The sequence below is a fragment of the Segeticoccus rhizosphaerae genome (assembly GCF_009192725.1).
GTDB classification, from domain to species: domain Bacteria; phylum Actinomycetota; class Actinomycetes; order Actinomycetales; family Dermatophilaceae; genus Segeticoccus; species Segeticoccus rhizosphaerae.
Map to the genome: position 1 here is coordinate 1 of NZ_VOHR01000101.1, position 11,627 is coordinate 11,627.

At 71.2% G+C, this 11,627-nt stretch carries 7 protein-coding genes, 1 tRNA gene and 1 pseudogene; 4 read left to right on the top strand and 5 right to left on the bottom strand.

Annotated features, from left to right (window positions below):
- The coding region (gene xdhB / locus FRW57_RS10195) for a xanthine dehydrogenase molybdopterin binding subunit (RefSeq protein ID WP_152185945.1) at nt 1-2,374 on the bottom strand (2,374 nt) is incomplete at its 3' end.
- On the bottom strand, nt 2,371-3,816 hold the full coding sequence (locus FRW57_RS10200) for a xanthine dehydrogenase small subunit (RefSeq protein WP_152185946.1): 1,446 nt from the start codon (nt 3,814-3,816) through the stop codon (nt 2,371-2,373). The genes xdhB and FRW57_RS10200, both read right to left, overlap by 4 nt.
- Nucleotides 3,817-4,198: 382 nt before the next feature.
- On the opposite strand from FRW57_RS10200, the gene FRW57_RS10205 reads away from it, so the two are divergent.
- Nucleotides 4,199-4,275: transfer RNA gene (locus FRW57_RS10205), tRNA-Phe, on the top strand.
- A 196-nt stretch (nt 4,276-4,471) separates the two neighbouring features.
- Here FRW57_RS10205 and FRW57_RS10210 read toward each other — a convergent pair.
- Nucleotides 4,472-5,251 (bottom strand): SDR family oxidoreductase, encoded by a 780-nt coding sequence (locus tag FRW57_RS10210; RefSeq protein WP_137122109.1) that lies wholly within the window; start codon nt 5,249-5,251, stop codon nt 4,472-4,474.
- A 100-nt stretch (nt 5,252-5,351) separates the two neighbouring features.
- Here FRW57_RS10210 and sigJ point away from each other — a divergent pair, with 100 nt between their 5' ends.
- A complete protein-coding gene (sigJ, locus tag FRW57_RS10215) occupies nt 5,352-6,236 on the top strand; it encodes an RNA polymerase sigma factor SigJ (protein WP_137122110.1) in 885 nt (294 codons plus the stop codon).
- A gap of 161 nt (nt 6,237-6,397) precedes the next feature.
- A complete protein-coding gene (locus FRW57_RS10220) occupies nt 6,398-7,759 on the top strand; it encodes a peptidase C39 family protein (RefSeq protein ID WP_238999387.1) in 1,362 nt (453 codons plus the stop codon).
- Nucleotides 7,760-7,786: 27 nt separating this feature from the next.
- Here the strand turns inward: FRW57_RS10220 and FRW57_RS10225 are convergent, their stop codons facing one another.
- A complete protein-coding gene (locus tag FRW57_RS10225) occupies nt 7,787-8,800 on the bottom strand; it encodes a zinc-binding alcohol dehydrogenase family protein (RefSeq protein WP_152185947.1) in 1,014 nt (337 codons plus the stop codon).
- Nucleotides 8,797-11,202 (bottom strand): molybdopterin-dependent oxidoreductase, encoded by a 2,406-nt coding sequence (locus FRW57_RS10230; RefSeq protein WP_152185948.1) that lies wholly within the window; start codon nt 11,200-11,202, stop codon nt 8,797-8,799. Before FRW57_RS10230 ends, FRW57_RS10225 begins: the two co-directional genes overlap by 4 nt.
- A gap of 98 nt (nt 11,203-11,300) precedes the next feature.
- On the opposite strand from FRW57_RS10230, the pseudogene FRW57_RS10235 reads away from it, so the two are divergent.
- Nucleotides 11,301-11,627, top strand: a pseudogene (locus tag FRW57_RS10235) (hypothetical protein); the annotation flags it as partial.

Here is an 11,627-nt window from a genome sequence, read left to right on the forward strand (position 1 = left end):
CGGCCCGCGGGTGCAGGTCCTGCCGGGCACGACCGCCGTCCGAGTCGGCGCAGCGCGCCGCATCCAACGCCCAGTAGACCGCCTCGGGGGTGGCCGGCGAGGCGAGGTGCACCGTCTGCCCGGTCGGCCCGAACGCGACGGCGGCGCCCCGCAACGCCTCCCGCACGCAGAACGCCAGCATGAGCGGCGGCTCGCCGACGGCCTTGGACCCGTAGACGGCGCCGTCCTCGGCCGCGTCGGCGAACAGCGTGACGTTGAACTCCTCGGGCATCTCCGAGAAGCTCGGCAGCTTGTAGGTGCTCGCGGCCTGGGTCGCCAGCCTGCCACGCGTGGCCCCGTCGCTGTCGTCCCAGCGCAGGTCCTCGAGGGTCAGCCACCCGGCGCCCTGCACGAACCCACCCTCGATCTGGCCGAGGTCGACCAGCGGCGAGAGCGTGTCGCCGACGTCGTGCACGATGTCGACCCGACGGGTCCGGTAGGCACCGGTGAAGCCGTCCACCTCGACCTCGGCCAGGGCAGCGCCGTAGGCGAAGTACTTGAACGGCTCACCCCTGAATCTCGTGCTGTCCCAGTGTAGTCCCTCGGTGCGGTAGTAGCCGGCCGCCGACAGCTGGACCCGCTGCAGGTAGGCCAGCGAGACCAGGTCGGCCCACTCCAGCGGCTCGTGGCTGCTGCCGAGACCGTGCACCCGGCCGTCGGTGAACCGCACGTCCTGCGGCGGCACGGCGAGCACCCCGGCCGCCACCGTGGCAAGCCTGCCCCGGATCTGCTCGCAGGCATCCTTGACCGCGCCGCCGTTGAGATCGGCGCCCGAGCTCGCTGCGGTGGCAGAGGTGTTGGGCACCTTGTCGGTGCGGGTGGGTGCGAGCCGGACGGCCGAGAGCGGCACCCCGAGGGCGGTCGCCGCGACCTGCAGCATCTTGGTGTGCAGGCCCTGTCCCATCTCCGTGCCGCCGTGGTTGATCAGCACCGAGCCGTCCTTGTACACCAGCACGAGCGCGCCGGCCTGGTTGAAGGCGATGAGGTTGAAAGAGATCCCGAACTTCACCGGTGTCGCCGCGAGTCCCCGCTTGGTGTGGGGGTGTGCCGCGTTGAAGGCCGCCACCTCGACGAGCCGCGACTCGTAGTCACCCTCACGCAGCACCTGGGTCCAGATCTTGCCCATTCGCTCGGCGTGTCGCACGACTTGCCCGTATGGCGTGCACTGCCCCGGCCTGTAGAAGTTGCGTTCGCGGATCTGCTCACCGCTCAGCCCGAACCGCGGCGCCACCTCCCCGAGGATGTTCTCGAGGACGAGCATGCCCTGCGGGCCGCCGAATCCGCGGAACGCGGTCTGGGAGGTCTTGTTGGTCCTGGCGATCCGGCCGTGCACCTCGATGTCGGGCACCCAGTAGGCGTTGTCGACGTGGCACAGCGCCCGCGCCAGCACCGGCTGGGACAGGTCCATGCTCCAGCCACCGTCCGCGGTGAGAGTCGCGCGCAGCGCCTGGATCCGGCCGTCGTCGTCGAAGCCCGCTTCCCACGTGCTGTGGAAGCCGTGCCGCTTCCCGCACAGCGTGAGGTCCTGGTTGCGGTTGAGCCGAACCCGCACCGGGCGGCCGGTGAGCGTCGCACCCAGAGCCGCGATGGCGGCATACCCGTGCGGTTGCATCTCCTTGCCGCCGAAGCCGCCGCCCATGCGCAGGCACTGCACGGTGACCTCGTGGCTGCGCAGGCCGAGGACGTGGGCGACGATCTCCTGGGTCTCCGTCGGGTGCTGCGTGCTGCTCTGGATGAACACCTGCCCGCCGTCCTCGACGAAGGCGAGCGCGGCCTGGGTCTCGAGGTAGAAGTGCTCCTGCCCGGCGAACTCGAACTCGCCGCGGAAGACGTGGGTCGAGCGGGCCAGGCCGGCCTCGGCGTCACCCCGCTGCACGGTGGGCTCGGCGCCCTGGAAGCTCTCCGCGGCGATCGCCTCGGAGAGGGTGACCAGCGAGGGAAGGGGTTCGAGCTCGACCTCGACGGTCGCTGCGCCGAGCCGCGCACCCTCGAGCGTCTCGCCCAGCACCCAACAGACGGTCTGGCCGTAGTACATGACCTCGGACGGGAAGAGCGGCTCGTCGTGGCTGACGCCGGAGTCGTTCGCTCCCGGGACGTCGGCGGCGGTGAGCACCCGCACCACACCGGGCACTTCGAGGGCCGGCCCGGTGCGCAACCGGGTGATGCGTGCGTGGGCGCGGCAGGACTGGACTGGGTAGGCGTGCAGCGGGCCCTGGGTGCGCGCGACGAGGTCATCGGTGTAGAGGGCGGCGCCGGTGACGTGCAGCCGCGCGCTCTCGTGCGGCACCTCCACGCCCACGACCGGGTTGACCGGGCGTTCGGAAAGCTGGCTCATGATCCGACCTCCTGGGGCGTGGTGCTCTCGGCGTGGATCCGCAGCAGCGACTGGCCGAGCACGGCCGCGCGGTAGCGGGCGCTGGCACGGTGGTCGTCCAGGGGCGTGCCCTCGGCCGCCATCACCTCGGCGGCCCGCCGGACGGTGGCCTCGTCCCATGGCCTGCCGACCAGTGCCGCTTCCGTTTCCAAGGCGCGGATCGGGGTGGCGGCGACGCCGCCGAGGCCGATGCTGGCCCGCGCGACAACCCCATCACCGACATCGAGTGCGTAGCCGACCGCGACGCTCGAGATGTCGTCGAACCGGCGTTTGGCGATCTTGTGGAACGCGGTGATCTGGGCCAGCGGCAAGGGAATCCGGACCGCGCGGATCAGCTCGTCGGGCCGCCGAGCGCTGCGGCGATAGCCGGTGAAGTATGCCGTGAGGGGCACCTCACGCTCCCCCCGGCTCGACGCGAGCACGACGGTCGCGTCGAGCGCGAGCAGTGCCGGCGGGGCGTCGCCGATCGGGCTCCCGGTGCCGAGATTGCCCCCGAGGGTGGCCCCGTTGCGGATCAACCGGGAGGCGAACTGCGGAAACATCTGGTCCAGCAGGGGAATCCGGCCGGCGAGATAGCGTTCGATCTCGGAAAGATTCAGGCCCGCACCGAGCTCGATGGCTTGCGCGCCGACCTCGAAGGTGCGCAACTCCTCCAGCCGGTCGACGGCGACGACCAGAGCGCTGCGGCTGCCGCGGAGGTTGACGTCGACCCCCCAGTCGCTGGCACCCGCGACAACCGTCGCCTCCGGGCGCGAGGCCAACAGCGCGAGAGCCTCGGACAGATCTGCCGGACGGACGAACTCACCGTCCGGGCCCGCGAACCGCGTCGGCCGAGCGATGGGGGCAGGGCGCTCGCGGCGACGTGCGAAGGGGTCGTCCGGCGTTGGTGAGCCCACGGCATACGCGGCGTCGCGGATGGGGCGGTAGCCGGTGCAGCGGCACAGGTTGCCGGAGAGGGCGTGCAGGTCGAAACCGTTGGGGCCGCGCTCGCTCTCGTGACCGCCCTCGCCCGTGGGCTGCCGGTCCGAGCGGTAGTACTCGGCGGCCATGCTGCAGACGAACCCGGGCGTGCAGTAGCCGCACTGCGACCCGCCCCGGAGGGCCATCTCCTGCTGGACCGGGTGCAGGTCGTCGGCGTCGGCCAGCCCCTCGGAGGTGACCAGCTCCTGCCCGTCGAGCGTCGCGGCGGGCACCAGGCAGGCGTTGACCGCGGTCCACATCGTGCCGCCCTGCCCGTCGGGTCGGGCCACGAGCACGGCGCAGGCCCCGCACTCGCCCTCCGCGCAGCCCTCCTTGGCACCGGTGAGGCCGTGGTCGCGCAACCAGTCCAGCGCCGTGGTGTGCGCGGACGCGCCCTCGAGGGTGAGCGCCCGCCCGTTGACGGTTGCCTGCCGAGGATCCATGGTCGAGCTCCTTCGCCGCCCTGGTGCCATCATCTGCCCCTCACGGCGTCCTGCACAGGCGCGAGGGGGCATGGTTGCGAGGAAGAAGTCGCCGAGCTGGTTATCCATGCCGAACAGCGCGGCGGCGTGCCGCCGACGCTACCTGCCCTCCCGGCCCGCGGCCAGCGATTTGGCGACGACTCCGTCGGTGTGGCGGGGTGCGCCTCCGCCGGTGCCGCGGGTCGAGCGTGGTCTCGCGCCGGGCCCTTCCCGTGGTGGCCGAGCCGGCCTTGGCTGGGGGGCCCGAGGGCGCGCGATGGTCCGGTATAGTGAGCCGCGCGCCAGGCCCACCTGGCGTTACGTTTGCGCTGGACGGGGGAGATCTCCTCGTTGGCGCAAACGCGGCCAGGTAGCTCAGTTGGTACGAGCGTCCGACTGAAAATCGGAAGGTCGGCGGTTCGACCCCGCCCCTGGCCACCACCCGAAACCGCAGGTCACAGCGCCGTGGCGGTGGTTCGACGAACCCGGATCAGCCACGTCACTCCGCCTACGGACAGCACGCCGTATCTGCATGTCCAGACCATCGACGGCCCAGCACGCATCCACCTCGACCTGGTCGGCGACCTACAACAGGATCCTGCCGGCTGGAGGATCCGGGGAGTCAGGCACGTCGCACTCATACGTTCTCGGCGAGGAAGTCCTCCCAGGTACGGTGCCCAACGGCCCGATCGGGGGCGAGGTTGCCGCCCTGCGTGAAGCTGCGTGCCGCCCGGCCGGGCAGCTTGACCGGCAGGATGAGCCGGCGGCGGTGCGTGGCTCTCAGGTAGCTGCGGAGGAGCTCCGCCACGTCATACACCCGGGGGCCGGCCAGATCCGGCACCAGTCCGGACGGCTCACCGAAGGCGAGCTCGACCAGACGCGTCGCCACCTCCCCTGCGTCGACGGGTTGGAAGCGGCCCCTTGGCAGAGGGATGACTGGCGACTTGGCCAACGCGGCGGAGACGGTCAGCATCAAGTCGTGGAACTGCGTGGCCCGCAGCGTGGTCCACGGCATCCCCGACTCTTCCACGACGCGCTCGGCGGCCCGCTTCGAGGCGAAGTAGCCGAAGGCCCGACGATCGAAACGACTGACCACCTCGATCCGATCGGCGCCGACGACAGAGATGTACACCAGGTGCGGCGAACCCGAGCGCGCAGCTTCCCGCACCAGAACCCGCGTGCGGTCGTCGTCACCAACTTGGCTGCCGGCACAGTGCACGATGGCGTCGACGCCGTCCGTCGCCGCCGCGACTCCTTCGCCGGTGTCCAGGTCGCCGACGTAGAACTGAACGCCCTCCTCGGACGGATGACTGCGGCGACTCAGCACGCGCACCTCGGCGCCCGCCTCGCGCAGACGAGGTATGACGAGGCGCCCGAGGGTGCCGGTGCCGCCGGTGAGCAGGATGGGTGAGGTCATGGATTGCTCCTTGGGGGTGGCCAGGGACCGGGTCGCGGTCACACTCACGCTGTTTGGTGGGTCTACTGGTGTGACACCTCTCCAGAAGGGAACGTGACACGTGGACCAGGACGAGTGGCTGAGTCAGCGGTTCGAGGAGCACCGCCCGCACCTGCGCGCGGTCGCCTATCGGATGCTCGGCTCGGTCAGCGAGGCCGAGGACGCCGTGCAGGACACCTGGCTGCGGGTCAGCCGCGCCGACGCCGGGGCGGTTGACAACCTCGGTGGATGGCTCACCACGGTGGTGTCGCGGGTCTGTCTCAACGCGCTCCGCTCGCGCCAGCGGCGTCGGGAGGACGCGCTGGAGGTGCGCCTCCCCGATCCGGTCGTCACCGCGGAGCCGACGGCGGACCCCGAGCACGAGGCGGTCCTCGCGGACTCCGTCGGGCTGGCGCTGCTGGTCGTGCTCGAGACCCTCACACCTGCCGAGCGGCTCGCCTTCGTGCTGCACGACCTCTTCGCCGTGCCGTTCGACCAGATCGCGGAGCTGCTGGAGCGATCCCCTGCGGCGGTGCGGCAGCTGGCCAGTCGCGCGCGCCGCCGGGTGCAGGGTCAGGCCACGACTCCCGACCCCGACCTCGCGCACCAGCGCCGGGTCGTCGACGCGTTCTACGCCGCCGCCCGCGACGGTGACTTCGAGGGACTCATCTCGCTGCTGGACCCCGATGTGGTGCTCCGAGCAGACGGGGGCGGGTCGCGCACCCGCCCGAGCGTCGTCCTGCGCGGCGCTCGCGAGGTCGCTTCCAACGCAGCCCTCGCGGGGCGGCTCGCCGAGTCCGTGCAGCCTGCGCTGGTCAATGGAGCGGCCGGCGCTGTCGCCGTGGTCGCGGGAAGACCGTTCTCGGTGATGTCCTTCACCGTCACGGGCAGCCGGATCGTGGCGATGGACGTGCTCTACGACCCGGAGCGGCTCCGGCGGCTGGACCTCTCGGCGCTCGGCCTTTGAGCCCTCGTCACCGACGGACGCTCACAACCCGGACGCGGGCCTGGGCGCTCACCGGACCGGGGCGACCGTTCGTCCCCCGCACCACATGAACCGCCAGGTCCTTCCTCCGAGGACGGGCTTGGAGCTCCCATGAATGCGGCTTGGAGGCTATTGTCGGGCAGATGAATCGCAGCGTAAGAAAATCACGTATTCGTCTCGGTGGCACGACCGCCGTCGTCACCCTGGGTTGCCTGGCCCTCCTGGCCACCTCACCCGGCGCCGCGTCGGCCGCCCCGGTCCTCACCGGCAAGCTGCTGATGGCGGCGGCAGACCAGCCCGCCGGACAGCGCGACATCCTCTACCGCCAGTTCTCCGGCCACACCCTCGCGCAGGGCCACGGCGACGGAGTCCAGGTCACGCCGTACGGGCTGCGCATCGAGCGGGCGACCGGCACGATGACCTACACCGACCCGTTCGGCGACGGCGCCGCGCGCACCTACGACACCGCCACCTGGGTCTCGCCGCACGTCGCAACGACCTTCGGGCTCGAGCAGCTCATCGCGTCCTACAACGCGTCCACGCCGATGGGCACCTGGATCCAGGTGGAGATGCGCGGGCACTCCGTCAGTGACGAGGAGCCGGGCGGTCACGACACCAAGTGGTACACGATGGCGCGCTGGGCCTCCAGCGACGAGCACATCCACCGCACCACAGTCGACGGCCAGGGTGACGACGACGGCACGGTCTGGACCGACACCTTCGCTGCCCGGGGCAGTGCCGACGTGGTCAGCTACCAGCTGCGCGTCACGCTGCTGCGTCCGGCGGGCACCCACCAGACGCCCACGCTCCGCTCGGTCGGCGCGGTCGCCTCGCGCCTGCCGTCCGGCGACGACAACCCGGCCAGCCCGCTCGGTGGTGCGGAGGGCATCACGCTCGACGTCCCGACATACAGCCAGGAGAAGCACATTGGCGAGTACCCCCAGTGGGACGGCGGCGGTGAGGCCTGGTGCTCGGCCACCTCGACCGCCATGGTGGTCGACTACTTCCACAAGGGCCCGAACTCCCAGGAGATGTCCTGGGTCGACCCGAGCTATGCCGACCCGCAGGTCGACTTCACGGCGCGCAACGTCTTCGACTACACCTACGACGGCACGGGCAACTGGCCGTTCAACACCGCCTACGCCAGCACGCGCGGCCTCAACTCGTTCGTCACCCGCCTGCGGTCGCTCACCGAGGCGGAGCAGTTCATCAAGGCCGGTATCCCCCTCGTCGTCTCGCTGTCGTTCAGCAAGGACGACCTCGACGGAGCGGGCTACGGCACCAACGGCCACCTCATGGTGCTCGTCGGGTTCGACAAGTCGGGCAACGTGGTGGTGAACGACCCTGCGTCGCACCTGATCCCGAGCAACGACCAGGTCCGGTTCACCTACGACAGGAAGCAGTTCGAGAACGCCTGGTCGCACTCGGGCAAGACGGTCTACGTCAACTACCCCCAGAGCAAGGCACTGCCGAAGAGCCTGACCCCGGACCAGCCCAACTGGTGACCCACGCGATCACGGCGCCGCGGGGATTCAGAAACCGCTGAGGGTGAGCTTGCCGATGACGGACCCGGCCTCGATCGCCTCCTGAGCGGCGCGGATCCCCGCGGCGTCGATGGTGCCCAGATGCTGCGTGGCGGGGCTCACCACGGTGCCGGCGTCCACGGCGTCGGCGACGGTGTCGAGGATCTCCCGCTGTCGCCCGAGATCGGGCGTGCCGAACGTCGAGCGCGTGTACATGCTCTCCCAGTGCACCGAGACCGACTTGGCCTTGAGCAGGCGCAGGTCCAGCGGCTCGGGGTCGTCGATGAGCCCGATCCGACCCTGCGGCGCGGCCATCGCAGCGAGTGCCCGCCAGGCCTCGGCGCTGGTGTGGGTGCTGAAGGCGTAGCTGATCGGGTGGTCGCCCAGCCCGAGGGCGCGCACCTGCTCGGCAAGGTCTTCGTGGTGGTCGACGACGTGCTGGGCGCCCATGCGTTGCACCCACGTCCGGCTCTCCTCCCGCGACGCGGTGGCCACGACCGTGAGACCGGTCAGCCGAGCGGCAAACTGGATGGCCATGCTCGGAACGCCACCGGCACCACCGAGCACCAGCAGCGTCCCGCCGCCTTCCCCCAGCGGCACCTGGAGCCGGTCGAAGAGCATCTCGTATGCCGTCAGGGACGTGAGCGGGAGCGCTGCGGCCGCAGGGAAGTCGAGCGTCGAGGGCTTGTGCCCGACGATGCGTTCGTCGACGACGTGCAGCTCGGAGAAGCAGCCGGGTCGCTCGGCCGAACCGGCGTAGTAGACGTCGTCACCGACGCCGTAGCCGGTGACCTCGGATCCGACCGCGGCCACCGTGCCGGCGGCGTCCCAGCCGAGGACCTGTGGACGCTCGGGGCTGGCCGGTTTGGTGCGACGCACCTTCGTGTCCCTCGGGTTGATGGCTACCGCGGCCACCCGCACCAGCAGGTCGCGCGGCCCGGGTGTGGGCTCGGGCAGCGTGAGGTCCTCGAGCACCTCGGGTCCCTGCCCCGGCTCGAACCGGCTGTAGCCGACCGCCTTCACGACGGGTAGTCCTTCTTTGCCACGGGAGGGGTGAAGGCGCGCACGGGAGGCAGGGGGCCGTCATACCGCTCGACCTGCACGAGCGCATGCTGCCCGGTCGAGCCCTGCGCCAGCCTGGAGGTGCGCCGGTCGGAGGTCAACACGTTGGGGTTGCCGTGGACGCACATCGACGACGGGTCGGCGGGGTCGAGCGGGTCGTACCACGCGCCGGTGGACAGCTGCACCACCTGCGGTCGCAGGCCGTCGTCGAGCACCGCTCCCGCGAGGCAGGATCCGTGGTCGTTCCAGACCCGCACCACGTCTCCGTCAGTGATCGAGCGAGCCGCGGCGTCCTGGGGATGCAGCCGGATCGGTTCGCGCCCCTGCACCTTCGAGCCCTGGCTCGTCGCGCCGTGGTCGAGTTGGCTGTGCAGGCGGGTGCGCGGCTGGTTGGCGATGAGGTGCAGCGGGAACTGCTGGGCCCGCGCCGAACCCAGCCACTCCACGGGCTCCAGCCACGCCGGGTGCCCCGGGCAGTCGTCGTAGCCGAACGACTCGATCGTGTCCGACCAGATCTCGATCCGCCCGCTCGGCGTCGACAGCGGATGCCCTTCGGGGTCGCCACGGAACTCCTCCAGCAGGTTCCGTCGGTCCTCGACCGGAAGCCGAAGGTGGCCGAGCTCCCAGAAGGCCTCGAACGTCGGCAGGTCCAGCCCGTGGCTCGCGACGACCCGCTCGCGCCACTCGCCGTAGAGGTATTCCAGCCACTCCTGCGACGTGCGGCCCTGCGTGAACTCCTTGCCCGCCCCGAGGAGCTCGGCAACCGCGGCGAAGGTGTCGTAGTCGTCCCGCGATTCGGCGTAGCGCTCGACCGCCGGGTGCATCGCGGTGAGGTAGGGGCTGTTGTTGCTGCCGCTGAGGTCGGAGCGCTCCAGCGACGTCGTGGACGGCATCACGAGGTCCGCGTGCCGCGCCATCGGCGTCCAGTAGGGGTCGTGCACCACCACGGTGTCGACCCTGCCGAGGGCGCGCCGGAGCCGCCCGAGGTCCTGCGCGTGGTGGAACGGGTTGCCGCCCGCCCAGTAGACGAGGCGGATGTCGGGGTAGGTGAGGCGCCGCCCGTCGTAGTCGAACGGCTCCCCCGGCTGCAGCAGCATGTCGTTGACGGCGGCCACCGGCACGAACGAGTCGATCGGGTTGACCCCCTGCGGCAGGCGAGGCAGCGAGAACGGCAACCGGCCCAGCCCGGGTTTGTTCATCGACCCGTAGCCGTGCCCGAATCCCCCTCCCGGCAGGCCGATCTGACCCAGCATCGCCGCCAGCGTCACCCCCATCCAGGGCGCCTGCTCGCCGTGCTGGACCCGTTGGAGCGACCAGTTGACGGACAGGAACGTCCGGCGGGAGGCCATCTCCCGCGCCAGGTCGACGATGACCTCGGCGGCCACCCCGGAAAGCTCCGCGGCCCACCGCGGATCCTTGGGTATGCCGTCCGAGCGCCCCAGCAGGTAGCCCTCGAACCGCTCGTAGCCGACGCAGTAGCGCGCGAGGAACGCCGTGTCGTGCAGCCCCTCCGTGGCCAGCACGTGGGCGAGTCCGAGCATGATCGCGACATCGGTGCCCGGCCGTGGCGCGATCCATCGCACGGAGGAATCATCGTGAGGTTCCGGCCCCCCAGAGGGGCCGAAACCGCGCGAAGATTCCTCACGGGGGTCGATCAGGTCGTCGCGCAAGGGGCTCACCGACACGAACCGGCACCCGCGGGAACGCATCCGGGCCAGGGCATCTCGAGCCGGGTGCACCGAGCTGCCGCCGTGGTTGGTGCCACGGTTCTTCAGCGGGACACCACCGAACGCGACGAAGAGCTCGGTCTCCTCGGCGAGCACCTCCCAGGTCGTCGACCGGGAACCCAGGTCGTCCTCGGGGGCGATCACGTGCGGATAGATGACCTCGGCCGCCCCGGTGCTGTAGCTGTTCACCGACCGGGTGTAGCCGCCGAGCGCGTTGAGGAACCGGTGCACCTGGCTCTGCGCGTGGTGGAACCGCCCCGCGCTGCCCCAGCCGTAGGAGCCCCCGTAGATCGCGCTGTTGCCGTGCCGGTCGATGACCCGGCGCAGCTCGCCGGCCAGGAGGGAGGTGGCCTCCTCCCAGCTGACCTGCACGTAGTCGTCGACGCCACGTCGATCCGTCGGGCCCGGGCCGGACTCGAGCCAGCCGCGCCGCACCGCCGGGCCGGTCACCCGCGAGCGGTGCCGGATCGAGCCGGGGATGTTGCCGAGCAGCGGTGAGGGGTCGCGGTCCTCGGGGTGCGGGTGCACGGCGACGACCTCTCCGCCCTCGGCCTGCGCGGCATACGTGCCCCAGTGCGCCAGATGGGGTACGCCCGGCCCGGCGGTCGGCGCACTCCCCTCGTCTCGTGGTTCCACCCCCTCACGGTAGCGAGGTCGCCGGATCGGGGTGACGGCCGATCGAGGTGTGGACCCGATCCGCGTTCTCCCACACCAGCGCGCCGTTCGCTGGCACGATGGCCCCACCCGACCCACAGGAGGCACCGGTGCGCGTGACCCTCGTCGCCGAGACGCGGCCCGGGGAGCGCCGTGTCGCCCTGACGCCGGAAGTGGTGGCGCCGCTCGTCGAGCAGGGACACGAGGTGTCGGTCGAGTCGGGCGCCGGAGCCGCGGCACTGTGCGCGGACGAGGACTACCGCGAGACCGGCGCGCAGGTGCTCCCGGCCGGCGACGACGCACTCCTCGCCGGTGCCGACATCGTGGCGCACGTCCGGCCGCTGCTGCCCGACCAGATCGCCCGGCTGCGCCGGGGCGCGGTGACCGTCGGTTTCGTGAACGGCCCC

Excerpts from the sequence above, each read along its gene's own strand:
- FRW57_RS10210 (WP_137122109.1), bottom strand. The coding sequence starts at position 5,251 with ATGACCTCACCCATCCTGCTCACCGGCGGCACCGGCACCCTCGGGCGC.
- FRW57_RS10200 (WP_152185946.1), bottom strand. The coding sequence starts at position 3,816 with ATGGATCCTCGGCAGGCAACCGTCAACGGGCGGGCGCTCACCCTCGAG.
- FRW57_RS10220 (WP_238999387.1), top strand. The coding sequence starts at position 6,398 with ATGAATCGCAGCGTAAGAAAATCACGTATTCGTCTCGGTGGCACGACC.